Origin of the sequence: Staphylococcus sp. FSL K6-3157 (assembly GCF_038005145.1) — a bacterium.
Taxonomy (GTDB): domain Bacteria; phylum Bacillota; class Bacilli; order Staphylococcales; family Staphylococcaceae; genus Staphylococcus; species Staphylococcus equorum.
Genome location: NZ_JBBOSM010000001.1, coordinates 671,433 through 690,841 on the forward strand (window position 1 = coordinate 671,433; position 19,409 = coordinate 690,841).

The following is a 19,409-nucleotide window of genomic DNA, read 5'->3' on the forward strand; positions in this document are numbered from 1 at the left end:
TTAACCTCATTATAATAAACAAAGTAGTGAATAATCAACATGATGTTCAATAAGGAGGTAAATGGTATGAATATATTTAAAAGTAAATTACTTTGGATTGCGCCAATAGCGATATTAATCATACTTGCAATTTTTTCAATTGGTTTTTATCCAGCGTATAATCCCCAACCTAAAGAGATGCCAATCGCAATTGTGAATCATGATGAAGGGACATCTATTCAAAATAAAGATATAAACATAGGTGGAAATTTAGAAGATAAATTGAAAGATAGTAACTCTGATGAAATAAAATGGATCAATGTAGATAGCGAAAAAGAAGCGCGTAAAGGATTAGATGAACAAAAATATTTTGGTGCTGCAATTTTCGAAGAAGATTTTTCAAAAAATGCGATGAGTAAAACTCAAAAGATAGTAATGGATAATAAGAAACAAGAAATGGAAGATAAAGTGAAATCAGGTGAAATACCTGCTGCTCAAGCCAAACAAATGCAACAGAAAATGGCTCAAGAAAGTAGTAACCAAGATATAACAGTAAAGCAAGCTCAATTTAAAACACTTACGAATAGTGGGGCGAATATGCAGGCTTCACAAATGTCATCTAATATACTGAAAGGTATTGGGGATAATCTTAACAAACAAATTTCCAAACAGAGTTTAGATACATTAGACCAACAGAATGTGCAAATAGATGCGAGCGATATCAAAGATATTACAACGCCTGTAAATGTAATAAATAAAAAAGTGAATGAAGTGAAGGACCACCAAGCTAGTGGTAACGCGCCGTTCTTAATGTTTATGCCAGTCTGGATAAGCTCAATTGTAGCTTCATTACTACTATTCTTTGCATTTAGAACGAGTAATAATATTGAAATTTCGCAACGTATTATCGCTTCAATAGGACAAATGATTGTAGGAGTGATTACAGCATTTGTTGGTGGATTTGGGTATGTTTATTTCATGTCAGGTGTGTTAGGTTTTGACTTCCCTGATATAAATAAAATAGCAATTTATATATCCATTTCTATTCTAGGATTTATGGGTTTAATCTTAGGTGTAATGACATGGTTAGGTATGAAATCAATTCCTATTTTCTTTATAGCAATGTTCTTTAGTATGCAACTCGTAACATCGCCAAAACAAATGTTACCGAAATTTTATCAAGACTATATAGTGGATTGGAACCCATTTACGCACTATGCTGAATATTTAAGAGAATTACTCTATATGCATCAGTCATTAGAAATGAATTCAACGATGTGGATGTTTGTAGGATTTATAATTTTCGGCATAATTTCATCGATATTAGCAGCAATGATTAGAAAGCATAGTGGAAAACGATCAGAATTACCATCTTAAACCAAGTAATTAACGGTATATAACAATCATTTAGTGAAAAGTTTTTATATAAGCATTAAGTTCAAATTAAAACCGTCTTCTCAAAATTTGGGGAGACGGTTTTAATACATATACCTCAATAAAAACATAAATAAAGAGAATTAATTCTTTTGAGTATATTTATATGATTAAATTCATTAAAAAGACATAATTGTTTTACACATAAAATCAATAAAATAAATAGGAAAACACTGATAGCAAAGCATTTATTAGGTGGTCTGATATATCGTTGAAATATGATTGCAAAAGCATTTAGAAATCACTCTATAATTTTAATAAAAAATTAACACTAAATTTACAAATATGCGTTATAATTCACATAGTTTACAAATAATTTAAAGAGGTGTGACAATGGATTCATCTGTTATGGAGACAATTTTCACTTTTATCGGTGGATTAGGTATATTTTTATACGGAATTAAGCAAATGGGCGATGGCTTACAGGCCTCAGCAGGAGACCGTCTTAGAAGTATATTAAATAAATTTACGAGCAACCCACTTATGGGCGTACTTGCAGGTGCGATAGTTACGATTTTGATTCAAAGTAGTTCTGGTACAACGGTAATTACCATTGGACTTGTAAGTGCAGGATTTATGACAATGCGTCAAGCCATTGGTGTTGTAATGGGAGCGAATATAGGTACCACAGTTACAGCATTTATTATAGGTATTGATCTTGGTGCATATTCGCTACCAATATTAGCTATTGGTGCATTTTTAATATTCTTTGTTCAAAAGCGAAAAGTTAAAAATATCGGTATGATTTTATTTGGTTTTGGTTCGTTATTCTACGGATTAGAATTAATGAGCAGTGCCGTAAAACCACTAGCTAATTTAGATGGTTTCCATCAATTCATGTTAGACATGTCAACTAACCCAATCTTTGGCGTTGCAGCAGGTACGATTATAACAGTTATTGTCCAAAGCTCAAGCGCCACAATTGGTATACTACAAGGATTCTATGCGAATGACTTAGTTAGTTTAAATGGTGCGTTACCTATATTGTTAGGGGACAACATTGGTACAACAATCACGGCTATACTCGCAAGTTTAGCTGGCTCACTTGCATCAAAACGTGTAGCAGCAGTACATGTTATGTTTAACGTAATAGGTGCGGCAATATTCTTAGCGATTTTACCTATTTATCAATGGGTTGTTGAATGGATGCAAGGAGTAATGCACTTAAATCCAGAAATGACGATTGCCTTTGCACACGGTACATTTAATGTTACAAATACATTGATTCAATTACCATTTATATTTGTTCTAGCTTGGATCGTAACAAAACTTATTCCTGGTGAAGATATAACAGAAAAATATAAACCTAGACATCTAGATAAAAATTTAATTAATAGAGCTCCAAGTATTGCTTTACAAGAAGCACAAGATGAAATCCAAAACATTGGACGTATGACATACTCATTATTAGAGAATGTTAGTGAATACAATGAAAAAAATGAGAAAAAAGTACTTCAAAAACATGCGGCTGTTCAAAATATGCATGACAATGTAAAAGAATATTTAACGAAAATATCTGAGAAGAAAATATCCAAAAAAGATGCAGAAAGAATGTCTGTGTTATTTGACGTAAACCGTACGATGTTAAAAGTAGCTGGATTATCTGAAGCGTATATATTAGATTTGAAACAGTTACACAATGAACCAGTACAAATCTCTGATAAAGCTGCACAAAGTATCGATAAACTTTATTCACACGTGAATATGTCTTTCGATAAATCAGTTGAAATGTTTAGCGTATATGACAAAGTTAAAAAAGATGAAATTGTTAATTTAAGTAACGATTCATATACACTTGAACATGATTTAAGAAAAAAACATATTAAGCGTTTAAGTTCAGGTGAATGTTCACCAGAAGGTGGTCTGTTATATCTAGATATGATTGCTATACTAGAACGTATTGGTTATCATTCGAGAAATGTATCAGAAGCAATGATTGATATTGACGAACTTTCAAGTGAAGAAGAAACAGAACATACTGTGGGCTGGACTTACTAAAGTATAATTAAATATAAAATTAAAAGTTGAGAAAGTTTGTTGTAAAACAGACTTTCTCAACTTTTTTGTATTGTTGAAAATTAACCAATATCGCTGTATTTGGAACAATAAATCACATGTATCAAATCATTTTATTTTTAATCCTTAGTAAAGAGATAGGGATACTTGACAAAAAGTCATAGAAGGCATAATATTACATATAATAAATTTTTCAGAAAACTGATATGGGGGGACAGCGTGTGACAGCTATTAGCATTCTTGATCAAAGTCCAATAGATAAAAATGAAACAGTAAACGACGGTATAGCTCGTACAGTGGAATTGGCACAACTAGCAGATAAATTAAACTATACAAGGTACTTTGTTGCTGAACATCACAATATAGAAGAAGTTGCAGGTACGAGTCCGGAGATACTTGTAACACATATATTGAATCACACAAAAAATATACGTGTAGGCTCTGGTGGCGTAATGTTGCAACATTATAGTCCATTCAAAGTTATAGAGCAATTTCATTTCATTAGTCATTTAGCACCTGGAAGAGTCGATTTAGGTATAGGTAAAGCACCGGGAGGCTTTCCTTTAGCGACACAGGCGTTGCAAACAGAATTAAAGTCACCACAAACAAGTTTCAATGATAAATTTCATTTATTAAATCAATTTAATAATGGAGATTTTTCTGCAAACGAAGATTATGGACAATTAAAAACAACGATACGCAATAATGAAATCTCCACACCACAAATTTATCTACTAGGTGGTAGTGAAAGTTCTGCTCAATTTGCTGCTACAGAAAAAGTTGGGTTTATATATGCATTTTTCATAAATTCAAATATTGAAACATTACAACAAGCCCTTAAAGATTATAAGCAACAATTTCCTGAAGGCAGAGTCATTGTAGGGGTGGCTGCCGTTGTATCAGAGAATAAAGAAGAACAGGCATTAGTTAAAGAAGGTAGTACAAATTATGCTTTACATTTCGATGATGGTAGAAAAATCACTGTTAATACAAAGGAACAAGTAGAAACATTTAAAAAACAAAGTGACGAAGACTTTGAAGTTGAAGAAAAGCAAATAGATGTTTTTAATGGTTCCGCGGATGAAATTAAGCAACAGCTAAATCAATTAAATCGTGACGGCAATATAGATGAATTTATGCTACATATGCCAGTTCAAAATCATAAATTAAGAATTAAAACAGTAGACCAATTAGCTATTACGAATAACAAAGAAAAGCAGAAAGAAGGGGTATTATGAGTCAAAATAAAATCGATTTTGGAATCATGTTAAACGGTCCTGGTGGTCATATGCATGCTTGGAAATCTAAAGATGTACCGAGCGATGCCAGTACAAATTTTGAATTCCAACTTGATGTTGCTAAAAAAGCTGAACAGGCAGGATTCAGTTTTGTATTTGTGGCAGATGGATTATTTATTCATGAGAAATCTATTCCACATTTTTTAGATAGACATGAGCCGTTAACATTTTTAGCTGCGCTTGCGCCGGTAACTCAGCGTATTGGTTTAGTTGGTACTATTTCAACATCATATAGTGAACCTTTTACTGTTGCACGACAACTCGCAACAATCGATAAAATCAGTCATGGGCGTGCAGGTTGGAATATAGTAACTTCGCCACTTGCTGGTAGTGCCGATAACTATAGTAAAGGAGATCATCCTGAACATGATGTTAGGTATGATATTGCTGAGGAACATCTGCAAGTCGTTCAAGGGTTATGGGACTCTTACGAAGATGATGCCTTTACATTTGATGTTGAGACTGGCTCATATTTAGATAAGGAAAAAATGCATACGTTAGATTATAAAGGACAATATTTTCAAGTTAAGGGTCCATTAAATGCTAGTCGTTCTAAACAAGGCCAACCTGTTATATTTCAAGCAGGTGCATCTCCTAAAGGACAAGCATATGCAGCTCAATATGCTGATGCAGTATTTACTTTAGGTGAATCACTAGATACCGCTAAAAGTAATTACGACAGTATTAAATCACAAGCCAAAAAGTTTGGACGCGATCCACAAAACATTAAAGTATATCCTATATTATCCCCAGTTATTGGTAAGTCGAACGATGAGGTAGAAGCACGCTTTGATGAAATAAAATCATTGGCGACAATTGACGAAGCTTTAGATTACTTAGGTAGATATTATGATCATCATGATTTCAGCCAATATGATCTCGATGCACCGTTTCCAGATTTAGGTGAAGTGGGTCAAAATAGTTTCCGTGCTACTGCAGATTCTATTGCGGCACGCGCAAAACAAAATAATTTAACATTGAGAGATGTCGCTTTGGAAGAAACAGCCCGTCGCTCTCCTTTCACTGGTACTTATGAAGAAGTAGCAAATTTAATCATTGAATGGTTTGAACATGGCGCAGCAGATGGATTTATCTTCGGCCCCCATATTAATGGACCTGTATATGATGAGTTTTTAAATTATGTATTACCTATCTTAGAAGAAAAAGGTTATTACGATAAAGCATATCAGGGGGATACATTACGAGATCATATAGGTATTCCTTTTAAAGAAAATAGATATAGTAGGACAGAAGTAACACACTAATACTCAGTAAACAATAAAGTGGATAGACGCCTCTATTTTAAAACGTTGCGTCTGTTTTTTAAATATAAGGAGTGAAGTTCATGTCAGAATCAAGTACAACATCATATCAACATGTAAACCATAGTAACGTCAACACTGCGCCAGAGCAAACTGAAACAAAAGTGAAAAGAAAATTCCAATTACCTCATGTGCTATTAATGATGCTTATTATGATGATGTTTGCTTGTTTATTGACGTATGTCATTCCTGCTGGGCAATTTGATACAAGTAAAGATGGATCAATGATACAAGGGACGTATCATGCAATTTCACAAAACCCAGTGAATCCATTTTATGCTATTACACTCATACTTAATGGGGGGGTTCAATCAGCCCAAACGATTACACTATTATTATTTATAGGTGGTGCAATGGGTGGTATATTACAATTAGACTCTGTGACAAAATTAACGAATTATATGATTTTTCGTTTCGAACATGCTGGTGCATTGCCATTAATTATCGGGTTATTTTCCTTGATGGCGTTTATCGGGTTCTTCGTTGGTGGAGATCAAATGATCGTGTTCGTAACGCTTGGAGTCATACTCGTAAATCGTTTGAAATTAGACCCTATTATGGCACTAGCCATTACATTTTTACCTTTGTATATGGCTTTTTCAATTTCACCTTCAGGTATGGCTAAAATTGGACAAATTGTTTATCCTGAAGTAGCACTTTATTCTGGTTATGGTGGAAGAGCTATAATGTATGCAGTGTTTTTAATTATCACTCTGTTATATGTGATTTGGTACGCAAGAAGAGTCATTAAAGATCCTAATAAGAGTATGATGCCGACACAAAAGTGGCTGTTTAATCATAAAGAAAAAAGTAATGATGATATGGCAATTGAAGATAGACAAGTAAATTGGAGAGATATCATCGTAGCTACATTAGTCATTGTGACACCGATTATATTAGCCTTAGGTAATGGTATGTTAAACTGGACAGAAAAATACGGCAATGGTGTATTTATTACTGTTTTTGGTATTAGTTTTGTTTTAGCCTATTTAATAAAACAAAAAGGGACAACTGCAATGGTTGATGGATTTTTGGAAGGTGCTAAACCGATGTTAGTCGTAGCATTTGCAATTATCATGGCAAATACAATTAGTGTGATTTTAGAAAAAGGTAAGATATTGAGCACAATTGTAAACAGTCTTACTACACAACTTGATGGTTCATCGTCTGGCATGGTAGCTGTTATCGTATTTATTGTCGCAGGTATATTTAATTTACTAGTACCATCTGGTTCAGGATTAATGAGCGTGATGATTCCTATTTTACAACCTGTGACTAATGCGTTAGGTGTTAATGATCAAATGTTATTAACGTCCTTATCGTTTGGTGGAGGGTTAGGTAACTTAATTACACCAACTTTAGGTGCAACAGTAGGTGCTATCGCGATTGCCAAAGCAAACTTTGGCTCGTGGTTTAAATTTATGGCACCACTATTTCTAATTTGGATTGTCGTTGGCTCGGTTATACTTTACATCTTTACTGCTGTAGGTTGGAGTGGCGGCGTTTAAAAATAACAAAAATATAAGGAACAATGATGTACTGTGATATTTTAAAAGTCATGTTTAACTTTTAAAATAAGAGCTATCATCATTGTTCCTTTTTTATTTAGTGTGCAATTGTGAGCGTGAAAGGGACGTCATGTGTCCATTTTTGAGTTGGTGGTTCATCTGTTATAACTTCGGTGATATCACTGATTTTTGCAAAGGAAAGTGTAGAAGAAATATCGAATTTACTTTTATCAATAAGTGCAATTACATTTTCACTTTCTCGCACCATTTGTTTTTTTAATTGAACTTCAGGTAGTGAGAAGTCTGTTAATCCATTATCAAGTGTAAAGCCATTTGCGGATAAAAAGAAATAATCAATATGATACATTTCTAATATTTGTGAATCTATATTACCAGTAATAGCATTTGAGTCCTGCGAAACAAATCCTCCAACTACTAGAACAGTTAAATGTGGGTTCTCTTTTAAAAGTACCGCATTTTCTAAACCATTTGTAATAATTGTAAGTTCCATCGTAGTTTCTGCTAATAATTTTGCTAATTCATATGTTGTAGAGCTTGCATCAATCATAATGCACTGTTGTGGTTCAATCTTTTTTAATGCATATTTACTAATTTTATACTTTTCACTATGTTTTTGTGTCAGACGATAAGAAAAGTTTAATTTAGATGTCATATTTTCAGTTACTTTTGCACCACCGTGCGTTCGAGTGACTTTGTTTTCACCTTCTAAACGTCTAAGATCACTCCTAACAGTTGCTTCTGTCACACTTAAATAATCTGAAAGCTGTTTAACAGTCGCACGTTTATGTGATTTTATATAAGTATATATATGCTCTCTTCGTTCATCCGCGTACATTTTCATATGAATCATATCCTCCTTCGTATCATTAACTATTTTAACATAAATCGTACACAAGCAAATAAAAACAGATCAAAACGAAAAGAAACGAAAAAATATTTGAAAGAAACAAAAATATATATTAGAATTGTAATTGTAAATGAAAACGCTTTCTAAAAAGTTGAGGAGCTGTTAATAATGACAAAGAAAAATTATCCGGAAAAAATGAATGCTGTTGTAGCTTATGCACCTGGAGAATATAAATATGAAACTGTAGATACGCCAACAATTGATAATCCTAAGGAAATTGTCGTTAAAGTAGAAGCTTGCGGCATTTGCGCAGGCGATATCAAAGCATATGATGGGGCACCTAGCTTTTGGGGTGATGAAACACAGCCGTCATATATCAAGGCACCGATGATACCTGGACATGAATTTATCGCACGCATTGTAGAAAAAGGAAATGAAGTTACAGATTTTGAAATTGGTGATCGTGTAATTTCTGAACAAATTGTACCTTGTTGGGATTGTAGATTTTGTAATCACGGTCAGTATTGGATGTGTGAAAAACATGATTTATATGGCTTCCAAAACAATGTAAACGGCGGTATGGCAGAATATATGAAATTTACGAAAGAAGCAATTAATTATAAAGTGCCAGAAGATATGCCGATTGAAAAAGCGATTTTAATTGAACCTTACGCATGTAGTCTACACGCTGTACAACGTGCGAATGTTAAACTCGGTGATTTCGTTGTGTTATCTGGTGCAGGAACTTTAGGACTAGGCATGGTGGGCGCTGCTAAAAAATCAGGTGCTGAAACGTTAGTAGTGCTAGATATGAAAGATGATCGTTTAGAATTAGCGAAAAAATTCGGCGCTGATATTGTTATGAATCCATCAAAAGTAGATGTCGTCAAAGAAATCAAAGCACTGACTGAAGGGTATGGTTGTGATACTTACATCGAAGCCACCGGTCATCCTAAATCAGTAGAGCAAGGTTTGAGTGCAATCAGAAAATTAGGCCGTTTTGTAGAATTTTCAGTATTTGCTGATCCTGTTACAGTGGATTGGAGTATTATATCAGACCGTAAAGAATTAGACTTGATGGGTAGCCATTTAGGACCTTATTGTTATCCGCTTGTTATCGATGGTATAGCAAAAGGAGATTTCCCAACAGACGGCGTTGTGACGCATCAATTAGCACTTAAAGATTTTGAGGAAGGTTTTGAACTAATGAAAAAAGGTGATCAATCATTAAAAATCGTTCTGGTACCTTAACATCCAAGTTCAAATATAGAGCATCGTAAAAAGGAGAGAATTGAAATGAAAAAGATGATTAATAACCCCGATAATGTCATTGAAGAGTTAATGACTGGTTATGTGATTGCCTACCCTGACTATATTAGACGTTCAAAACTTCACCAAAGGGCGTTAATTGGAAAAAAACGCAATACTAATCGAAAAGTAAGTGTATTAATAGGTGGTGGCTCAGGACATGAACCAGCGTTCCTAGGTTATGTAGGGAAAGGCATGGCAGACGGTGTCGCTGTCGGTAATATATTTGCTTCTCCATCTCCTATTCCAATACAAGCTGTAACTAAAGAAATAAGTGAAGGTCACGGTGTGTTATACATTTATGGTAATTACGCGGGCGATTTGATGAACTTTGAAATGGCTAGTGAAATGACTGAAATTGAAGATGATATCAAAACTGCAGTGGTCATAGGTAATGATGATGTTGCGTCTTCAAAAGATATTGATGATCGTAGAGGGATAGCTGGAGAGTTGTTAGTGTATAAGGCAGCAGGCGCAGCAGCTGATTTTGGTTATGACTTAGAAGAGGTAAGACGTATTGCCCAATTAGCTAATGATTGTACCCGTTCAATGGGTATTGGTTTAAGCCCGTGCTACTTACCTCAAACTGGAAAACCAAGTTTTGATTTAGAAGCGAACGAAATGGAAATTGGTTTAGGCCATCATGGTGAGCCAGGTATTGAAAAAACAACAATTCGCACAGCAAAAGAAACAGTTCATGTGATTATGCAAAATATTTTAAAAGAAGGACTATACAACGCTGATGATGAAGTCATTGTATTGGTTAATGGCTTAGGTGCAACTTCTCAAATGGAACTGTACATCATAAATAAAGAGGTAGATGAAATTTTAAAAGAACAAAACATTAAAACATATAAATCTTATGTAGGTAATTTTATAACTTCAATGGAAATGGGCGGCTTTTCGGTGAGTTTAATGAAATTAGATGAAACGTTGAAATCTTGTATGGATCATCCAGTAGATTGCCCAAACTTTAAAGAAGTGTAGGAGGAAGTAGTTATGGCGTTGACGAGTCAATCATTTAAACAATATATCTTAGCGTTAACAACTTTATTTGAAGAACAACAAGATATCCTTTGTGAATTGGATAGAAAAATTGGTGATGGTGACCATGGTGTAACGATGAATATTGGTTATCAAGCTGTACAAAAAACGATAAATAATGAATTGCAAACACAAAATGATATCGCAAAAATTAGCGTTGCAGTCGGTAAAAGCTTTTTAGATGCAGTTGGTTCTTCAGTTGGTCCACTCTATGCTTCTGGTTATCTTAAGGCGGCTGTTGCAGTAAAAAACAAAACTGAATTAGATGATGTAGCATTATATCAATTTTGGATTGCTTTTAGTAAAGGTATTAAAGATAGAGGTAAAGCTGAAATCGGAGATAAGACAATGATAGATACGCTTGACCCGTTTTATAAATCTTTAGAAACCTCACTAGATAAGGATGAACCATTTGGGGACGCTTTTAATAAAGCACTGGTGAAAGCGAAGTCTGGAATGGATAGCACGAAAGAGATTATTTCTAATAAAGGACGTTCTAAAAGACTAGGTTATCGTGCCCAAGGACATGTTGATCCAGGCGCGACATCTTCGTATCTTATGTTAGAAACTTTTAAATCATTTATTTAATTACTGTAGCTAAATCTATAAGGAGGAATTAGTATGAAAATAGCAATTGGTGCAGACCATAATGGTTATGAATTAAAAGAAGCGGTTAAAGTTCATGTCGAACAATTAGGACATGAGGTAGAAGATTTTGGTTGTCATCAATGTGCAGAAACTGACTATCCAGATGTAGCTGCTGAAGTAGGTAAAAGCATTCAACAAGGACAAAACGAAAGAGGCATCTTAATTTGTGGTACGGGGATTGGCGTAGCAATCACCGCTAATAAACTCAAAGGCATTCGTGCAGCGCTTGCACATGATTATTACTCTGCAGAACGTGCACAATTAAGTAATAACGCACAAATTTTGACAATGGGCGCTCAAATTGTTGGCATAGAAGTCGCTAAAAAGAATGTTGAAGCTTATCTCAATGTAACTTGGGAAGGCGGTTCACAGCGTAAAGTGGATAAAATAGACCAAGTTGAAAATAATGAAAACAACTAAAATATAATTTGAAATCAATTGATATATTAAAAAGCTCATTCCCAATCACAACAATTTGGGAATGAGCTTTTTATTGTTTAGAGAGGAAATGAGTGATATTTATTTTGTAAAAATAAAAGCATCATACTTTAAAAGATAGCATTGTACAAATCAATAACATGTAATAAATTGATTGCAAGTATATAACATGAATTAAAATAATTAATGTAAATGATATGTCTGAAAAATGACAATTAATAATTAATATTGTGAATAAACTTTGAATTTAATATGATGAGAAGTACAAGACATAAGTAGGGGGATTTGTCGTGCAACTGTCTATAAGATTTCCTAAAGCGACGATGTCTATATTTTTCATCACTATAATCATAGTGTTTATGGCATTAACGCAACAAGTGTCAGCACATGCTACACTTGAAAAAGTAACGCCAAACGCGAACAGCGTTGTAAATGAACAACCAGGAGAAATTGAACTACAATTTAATGAACCAGTACACGCACAATATTCGAGTGTGCAAATTTTTGATGACACTGGAAGTGAAATTGCTGAAGTGAAACCGAGTACAACAGGTTCTTCACAGACATTATCATTTCCTGTGGATGAGTTAGAAAAAGGAACACATAATGTAAAATGGCAAACAATGTCAGCAGATGGTCACGAGATAAGCGATACGTTTGAATTTTCAATTGGTAAAGAAACTGCTAATGGAATTGATACGACACCACCATTTTATGAAAAAGCAGATTTTTGGTTTGGAGCATTACGCTTTATAACTGAAGGACTCATTATTACATTATCAGGCCTATTTCTAGTAAATCAATTGGCAAGTAGAAAAGGGTTATTACCATTTCAGTCTAATCAATATATTAAACCTATTGTATGGATGCTTATGATGCTATCAGTAATGACTGCTTTAGTTTATATGATGACACTTTCTTCAGATGTTGTTTCTGATGTATTATCATTACAAACAGCAGCGCTAATACAAGTGCCATTTGTCTTAACGATGGTGGCCATTATAGTATTGTTAGGGCTATTTACATTGAAACACATGTCACAGAGTTGGTATGTATTCATAACAATATTAATGCTAATCACATTGAGTATGTCTGGACACGCATGGTCTCAAAGCGTGCCTATTTGGTCGATTTTAATTAGAACAGTACATATAGGCGGGATGTCACTTTGGTTAGGTGCATTGATTTATTTACTCCTTGTCATACGTGCGAAATCAAATCAGAGTAGCCATGCTATCAGAGCATTTTTATTGAAATTAAATACGATTGCAGTAGCACTTATTATAATTTCTGGCGTATTGATGTCTATAGACCAAACAAATATATTAGCTATTTGGACTAATATACAAACATGGAGTGCATTGCTCATCGTTAAAGTGGTATTAACGCTCATCATGATGACACTAGGATTTTATCAAACGACACGAGCGTTAGGAAAACAACACCGCGCAAATAAAGTAACATTGTATATTGAATTAATTATGGGAATTATATTGATATTAGTTGGTGTAATTATGAGTCAAATCAATATTCCAGGATAAAGGGAGATAAAATTTATGTTTAAACAAATTATGGCAGCAATCGTCGCATGTATCATTGCAGTGGGCTTTTCTAAAAGTGCAGATGCTCACGTAACGCTAAATCCAGATACGAGTGAACCGGGTTCATATGAAAAGTATGATGTCAGAGTTCCAGTCGAAAAAGATGCAAATACGACTAAAATTGAATTAAAAGTACCGAAAGAACTTACAGTAGTTGGTGTTGAACCTAATGATCAATTTGATCATAAATTAACTAAAGATGATGATGGTAATATTACGAAAATTACTTGGACGGCAAAAGATAAAGGCATTGGCCCAAATGAATTCATCGATTTACCAATCCAAGTGGCGAACCCTGAAAAAGAAGGCGAATTTAAATGGGATGCTTACCAAACATACGATGATGGTGAAACTGTTAAATGGACAGGAGATGAAGATGCAGAAAAACCTGCACCTATTACTAAAGTAGCTAAGGGGAACGAAGATACTGCTGTAAGCAGTCAATCTAGTAATGGCCCAATAGCACTATGGATTGTATCTATTGTTGCAATCATTTTGTCGTTAGTAGCAATCTTTAAAAAGACAGCTAAATAAAATAGGTGTATAAAGTTATTTAATAAAATAAATAAAAAGACGAGTCATCTTAAAAATATGACTTGTCTTTTTAATGAGTAAGTTTGTTGAATTGTCACTGTAATTTTTTTAAAAATATCCTATAATAGCTATAAGGAGGAGTCTCGATGCGCAGAATATTGTATGCTTTTTTAGTCTATACAATCTTAGGTTTACTAAGTGGGTTTTATTATCGTGAATTAACATTAGCGTATGATTTTACTGGTGAAACGCAACTTGTAGTTGTACACACACATACGTTGATATTAGGCATGTTTATGCATCTTATTTTATTACCTGTAACAAAAGTCTTTAATTTAAGTAGTTATTATCTATTTAATTGGTTCTACATTATATTTAACCTAGGTGTATTAACAACAATAGGGATGATGTTTACTAAAGGAACATATCAAGTCATAGGTAAAACAGTACCAGAATCATTTGCAGGATTTGCTGGTATCGGACATACAATTTTAACAGCAGGGTTTATTTTATTATTCTTCTTGTTAAAAGGTGCAATTATCAAAGATCCTAAAAATGAAAAATAAACTGTAATGCTACATTAAGTATGATCATAAATTTAAAAAGAATCTGGGAGATAAGTACATGTCCCAGATTCTTTTATTATATTAGCAGTGGCTGACTGAATTGAAAAAGCACTTCAGCTTTTATACGTCATTTCTAATCAGCTTTGCCGGGGTGGTTCCACTCCTTTATTTTCTAGATGAGAAACTTCGTTAATAAAGTATAATCTAAGAAAAATGACCGTATCGGTATATCCATTTTAAGTATACAAATTAATGAAAAAGGGACTGGAAATAACAGCGTTTCCATTGATAATCGTTATCATTTCAAGCATAATAGTATCAAGAGAAAAGATAGATTTTGGGAGGATTCATTATGAATGACGTTATAATTATTGGTGGTGGACCAGCAGGATTGTACGCAAGTTTCTATGCGGGTTTACGAGGTATGAGTGTTAGAATTATTGATATACAAGATAAACTTGGTGGGAAAATGCATGTTTACCCTGAAAAAATTATATGGGACATTGGCGGTTTAGCGCCTAAACCATGTGGCGAAGTAATTAAAGATACAGTTACACAAGGTTTACATTTTAATCCTGAAGTCAATTTGGAAGAACGTGTCTTAGACATTAGAAAAATAGCGGAACAACATTTTGAAATTGAAACGGATAAGCATAATATTTATGACGCCAAATCTGTCATCATTGCAATAGGCGGTGGTATTATTAATCCTAAGCAATTAGATATCAAAGATGCAGAGCGCTATAAACTAACGAATTTACATTATGTAGTACAATCATTGAAAAAGTTTAAAAATAAAAACGTATTGATTTCAGGCGCTGGGAATTCTGCATTAGATTGGGCAAATGATTTAAGTGGTTATGCCAAAAGTGTCACACTTATTTATCGTAAAGCAGATATTAAAGGCTATGAGGCAATGAAAGATGTGTTGGATAAATTAGAAGTTGAAAAATTACCTAACACACATATTCATCAACTTATTGGTGATTCTACACAAACTAAAATTGAACAGGTTATTTTAGAAAATACAGAAACGAAAGAACAAATTGCTAAAACATTTGATGAAGTGATTATTAGTCATGGCTTTGATCATGAAAATACATTACTAGAAGAATCTTCAACTCAAGTTGATATGTTTAACGAATATAGTATTAAAGGTTTTGGCAATACATCTACGAGTATTGAAGGGCTGTATGCATGTGGTGATATTATCTATCACGAGGCAAAAGCACATCTTATTGCTAGTGCATTTAGTGATGCAGCTAATGCCGCAAACTTAGCTAAATTATATGTCGAGCCTAAAGCCACACCTGAGGGTTATGTATCTAGTCACAATGATGTGTTTAAAGAATCAAATAAAGTGGTTATGAAAAAATATCTTTAAAATAAAAGTAAGCTAAGAAGCTATGTGATATGGTAAATGTTACATAGTGTTTTTTTAGGAGTTGTTCGTAAATGATAGAAATAAAGCATAAGGCCCCAACAGTTTCAGAGTATCGAAATTTACGCAAAATAGCAGGATTGAGTGAGAAATCACAAAAAGCAGCAGCAAAAGGTTTAGCTAATGCTTGTTTTGATGTATCAATTTATGATAATCAATTGCTTATTGGCATGGGGAGGGTAATTGGCGATGGTGGGACAGCGTTTCAAATTATTGATATAGCTGTTAATCCTAATTATCAAGGGCAAGGCTATGGCAAGTTGATTATGACAAATATTATGGCGTACATTTCTGCTGAAGCTGAACAAGGCACATATGTCAGTTTAATTGCTGACTATCCAGCAGATCAGCTATATGCACAATACGGTTTTATAACGACAGAACCGCATTCGGCAGGGATGTATCGAAAATATTAAAATATAATAAAGTTGGCTCAGCTAATAACATAAAAACACTTTCGTTGAATACATTTTAATATGCATTCAACGAAAGTGTTTTTCTATGAAAAGAGCCACTTATTCACTAAATTTTAATATATTTATTTCTTTTGCCTTAATATGATGAATAATTTTTTATTTGAAAAATGTTATTGATTTGTGCCTACTCCTTACTAGCTAATAAAGCAAAAGCCGATACAGGATGAAGTTGTGCACACAAAAAACGCGAACAAAAAAGCTGACGACAAAATCTTACGATTTTGTCGTCAGCTATGAGGTGAAACTGATGTCAGCGTTTTTATATAATGAAATTATTTTGTTTCATTTATATTTGCTTCGTTTGCATTTGTTCTAGTACGTAATTCCGCTTCAATTTCTTCTAAGCTACGTCCACGAGTTTCTGGTAAGTATTTAATAACAAAGATTAAAGCTACAATACCAACAGCTGCGAATATTAAGAATACTTGTTCTACTGGTAATACTTCAGTCAAGAGTGGGAAGAATTGTGCAACTAATAAACTACCAATTGACAATACTAATGCTGCCAGACCCGTTGCTGCACCACGTGCACGCATTGGGAATAATTCTGGTAACATAACCCATAGTACTGGTCCCCAAGTGAAACCAAAGAATATAATAAATAGAGTTAAACAAGCAACAATAATCCAAGCTGATGATTGAATTCCCATTGACCATATTAAGATAGCCATGATTAATAATGAAGCAACCATACCGATATTACCGATAATTAATAGACGTTTACGGTCAATTTTATCAATAATATTAATAGCGACAATTGTAACTACCACGTTCACTGCACCGATGCCGACTGTACCTAAAATAGAAGTAGCATCTCCTAATCCAGCTTTACTAAAAATAGTAGGTGCATAGTAAATGATCGCGTTAATACCTATGATTTGTTGCAGCAAGGCAAACACACAACCAATTAACAGAGTAGGTCTTAACCAAGCTGATTTTAAGACATTCCAAGTGCTGTCAGAAACCTTGTTGATTTCTTTCATATCAGCAATTTCTTTATCTATTTCATTATGTTTAAATGTTAATTTCATAACGTCTCGAGCAGCTTTTTCGCTTCGATGTTCAAGTAACCATCTTGGACTTTCAGGCATAAATGCTACACCGATAAGCAAGATGATAGAAGGTACAATAGCAAGACCTAACATCCATCTCCAGCCTTCAATTGGTGTGAAAGCGTAGTTGATTAAATATGATGATAAAATACCAATTGTAATCATTAATTGGTTTAATGAACTTAATGATCCACGTTGTTCTGTTGGTGCCATTTCAGATAAGTATACTGGAACGATTGCGGTAGAACCACCAACAGCTAAACCAATAACTAGACGACCAAGCACTAAGATTTGCATTGATGGTGCTAATGCTAGTATTAATGCTCCGACAATGTAAATGATTGCTATGATAAACACAACACGTCTACGTCCAAGTCTGTCGGACATTGGTCCACTCGCTCCCGAACCAACAATTGCCCCAACGAGCATAGATGAAACGACTAAACCTTCTGTAAAACTATTTAAAGGAATATCATCTTTTATAAATAATAAAGCACCAGATATGACTCCCATGTCATAACCGTAGAGTAATCCACCTAAGGCACCAAGGAAAAAGATGAGTTTCTTATTTATTTTCATTCCCAAACCCTCCTGATTTAATTCGATAGATATAAGTATACGCTTTCATATATTGGTTGTAAATATTAAAGTATAAGATTTTTATTAATTCATATGTGTTTATATCAAACGGAATATTTTCTATATGTGAATAAAAATGAATTTATATTTAAAATGCAAAAACCCCTACTTCAAAATATGAATTGAAGTAGGGGTAAGGAATTATTGTTTTACTATGCTTCGAAATCGATTACGATACGGCCAGAATTGTTATGTTCAAGGACTTTTTTAATACTATCTTCGATATGGCTAAATTTGATTACTTGTTTAATTTCGTGTAAATGATCTGGTTTTAAGTCTCTAGCTAATCGACGCCAGATATGTTTACGTTGTTTCATTTCAGTATAAACTGAATCAATACCTATAATACTAGTACCTCTTAATATGAAAGGAAATACTGAACTATCAAATTTATGACCACCAGTCATACCGATTACTGCGATACTTCCATTATAATCTATTTGTTTGATAATCTGAGATAAGCTTTCGCCACCTACAGGATCAATTGCTCCTTGCCAAGTACGTTTGCCAAGGAGTTTATTATCAGTTTCGCTAATACGAGGTATAACTTCTTTTGCGCCGAGTGATTTAAGTTTTTCTTCAACACCTGATTTACCTGTGCTCGCTACAACATCAAAGCCAATAGAATCTAACATCATAACAGCAAGTGTTCCAACACCACCTGTAGCACCACGTACAAGTACGTCATCTTTTTCAACTGAAAGTCCGTTACGCTCTAATTTCTCTATTGCTAATCCTGCTGTATAACCCGCTGTTCCGTAAATCATAGCCTCTTCCAGTGTTAAATCTTTAGGTAATGGCACGATCCATTCTTCTTTGACACGAGCATATTCACTAAATCCACCATAATGACTGCTCCCTAAATCGTAACCAGTTACGATTACTTCTTCGCCAGGTTCGAATGCGTGCGTATCAGAATGTTCTATTACACCTGCTAAATCAATACCTGGAACCATTGGATAAGTATTAACAACTTTTGAATTTTCAACCGTTGCTAATGCATCTTTATAATTGATACCTGAGTACTTAACCTTAATCAGCACTTCACCTTCTGGAAGGTCATCTATAGTTATATCTTTAAATTGATTTGTTACTTTGCCGTCCTGTTCGTCGACCACAAAAGCTTTAAATGATTCAGTCATTGCCTTAGGGCACTCCCTTATGTATATATTTATGCACAATTAAAAAACTAGAATCAACTTTATCATGTAATTGCAAATTACACAATAAGGCTAGA

General features: G+C 34.0%; 17 protein-coding genes. 14 read left to right on the forward strand and 3 right to left on the reverse strand.

What is annotated here, in order from left to right; all coding sequences use genetic code 11:
- Positions 1–66 precede the first annotated feature (66 nt).
- The 5 genes from MHB47_RS02980 to MHB47_RS03000 all read left to right on the forward strand — a co-directional run bounded on the left by MHB47_RS02980 (position 67) and on the right by MHB47_RS03000 (position 7,557).
- A complete protein-coding gene (locus tag MHB47_RS02980) occupies positions 67–1,356 on the forward strand; it encodes a YhgE/Pip domain-containing protein (RefSeq protein WP_340755040.1) in 1,290 nt (429 codons plus the stop codon).
- Positions 1,357–1,746: 390 nt separating this feature from the next.
- Positions 1,747–3,411, forward strand: a complete 1,665-nt coding sequence (locus tag MHB47_RS02985) for a Na/Pi cotransporter family protein (protein ID WP_192978683.1) — start codon at positions 1,747–1,749, stop codon at positions 3,409–3,411.
- A 239-nt stretch (positions 3,412–3,650) separates the two neighbouring features.
- A complete protein-coding gene (locus MHB47_RS02990; protein WP_021338499.1) occupies positions 3,651–4,667 on the forward strand; it encodes an MsnO8 family LLM class oxidoreductase in 1,017 nt (338 codons plus the stop codon).
- A complete protein-coding gene (locus tag MHB47_RS02995; protein ID WP_002506824.1) occupies positions 4,664–5,992 on the forward strand; it encodes an LLM class flavin-dependent oxidoreductase in 1,329 nt (442 codons plus the stop codon). The genes MHB47_RS02990 and MHB47_RS02995 overlap by 4 nt, the downstream gene beginning before the upstream one ends.
- Before the next feature lie 80 nt (positions 5,993–6,072).
- Positions 6,073–7,557 carry a Na+/H+ antiporter NhaC family protein gene (locus MHB47_RS03000; protein ID WP_340755043.1) on the forward strand — a complete coding sequence of 495 codons (1,485 nt, stop codon included), beginning with the start codon at positions 6,073–6,075 and terminating at the stop codon, positions 7,555–7,557.
- 97 nt (positions 7,558–7,654) lie between these two features.
- Here MHB47_RS03000 and MHB47_RS03005 read toward each other — a convergent pair whose 3' ends face one another.
- Positions 7,655–8,419: a DeoR/GlpR family DNA-binding transcription regulator gene (locus MHB47_RS03005; protein WP_021338496.1), complete on the reverse strand. Its 765-nt coding sequence runs from the start codon at positions 8,417–8,419 to the stop codon at positions 7,655–7,657.
- Positions 8,420–8,593: 174 nt separating this feature from the next.
- Between MHB47_RS03005 and MHB47_RS03010 the strand changes: the two genes are divergently transcribed.
- From MHB47_RS03010 to MHB47_RS03050, 9 genes are all read left to right on the forward strand, one after another.
- Positions 8,594–9,676 carry an MDR/zinc-dependent alcohol dehydrogenase-like family protein gene (locus MHB47_RS03010; protein WP_069817542.1) on the forward strand — a complete coding sequence of 361 codons (1,083 nt, stop codon included), beginning with the start codon at positions 8,594–8,596 and terminating at the stop codon, positions 9,674–9,676.
- A gap of 45 nt (positions 9,677–9,721) precedes the next feature.
- On the forward strand, positions 9,722–10,720 hold the full coding sequence (locus MHB47_RS03015) for a dihydroxyacetone kinase subunit DhaK (protein ID WP_340755047.1): 999 nt from the start codon (positions 9,722–9,724) through the stop codon (positions 10,718–10,720).
- A 12-nt stretch (positions 10,721–10,732) separates the two neighbouring features.
- Positions 10,733–11,365, forward strand: a complete 633-nt coding sequence (gene dhaL / locus MHB47_RS03020) for a dihydroxyacetone kinase subunit DhaL (RefSeq protein WP_056935856.1) — start codon at positions 10,733–10,735, stop codon at positions 11,363–11,365.
- 33 nt (positions 11,366–11,398) lie between these two features.
- Complete coding sequence (rpiB, locus tag MHB47_RS03025; protein ID WP_002506830.1) at positions 11,399–11,845, forward strand: ribose 5-phosphate isomerase B; 447 nt, start codon at positions 11,399–11,401, stop codon at positions 11,843–11,845.
- 308 nt (positions 11,846–12,153) lie between these two features.
- Positions 12,154–13,404 (forward strand): copper resistance CopC/CopD family protein, encoded by a 1,251-nt coding sequence (locus tag MHB47_RS03030; RefSeq protein ID WP_340755052.1) that lies wholly within the window; start codon positions 12,154–12,156, stop codon positions 13,402–13,404.
- A gap of 15 nt (positions 13,405–13,419) precedes the next feature.
- A complete protein-coding gene (locus MHB47_RS03035; protein WP_340755054.1) occupies positions 13,420–13,998 on the forward strand; it encodes a YcnI family copper-binding membrane protein in 579 nt (192 codons plus the stop codon).
- Between the two features lie 146 nt (positions 13,999–14,144).
- Positions 14,145–14,564 (forward strand): DUF2871 domain-containing protein, encoded by a 420-nt coding sequence (locus tag MHB47_RS03040; protein WP_002506833.1) that lies wholly within the window; start codon positions 14,145–14,147, stop codon positions 14,562–14,564.
- A gap of 352 nt (positions 14,565–14,916) precedes the next feature.
- Complete coding sequence (locus tag MHB47_RS03045; RefSeq protein ID WP_002506834.1) at positions 14,917–15,948, forward strand: NAD(P)/FAD-dependent oxidoreductase; 1,032 nt, start codon at positions 14,917–14,919, stop codon at positions 15,946–15,948.
- Positions 15,949–16,019: 71 nt separating this feature from the next.
- The gene (locus MHB47_RS03050) at positions 16,020–16,421 is read left to right on the forward strand and encodes a GNAT family N-acetyltransferase (protein WP_277595288.1); all 402 of its coding nucleotides are present in this window, start codon (positions 16,020–16,022) and stop codon (positions 16,419–16,421) included.
- Between the two features lie 332 nt (positions 16,422–16,753).
- Here the strand turns inward: MHB47_RS03050 and MHB47_RS03055 are convergent, their stop codons facing one another.
- Together MHB47_RS03055 and MHB47_RS03060 are read right to left on the reverse strand one after the other, a co-directional pair.
- Positions 16,754–18,112 (reverse strand): glucose transporter GlcP, encoded by a 1,359-nt coding sequence (locus MHB47_RS03055; protein ID WP_002506836.1) that lies wholly within the window; start codon positions 18,110–18,112, stop codon positions 16,754–16,756.
- A 212-nt stretch (positions 18,113–18,324) separates the two neighbouring features.
- Entirely contained in the window at positions 18,325–19,314 is a 990-nt protein-coding gene (locus tag MHB47_RS03060) for an acrylyl-CoA reductase family protein (RefSeq protein WP_064783477.1), read from the reverse strand.
- Between the last annotated feature and the right edge of the window lie 95 nt (positions 19,315–19,409).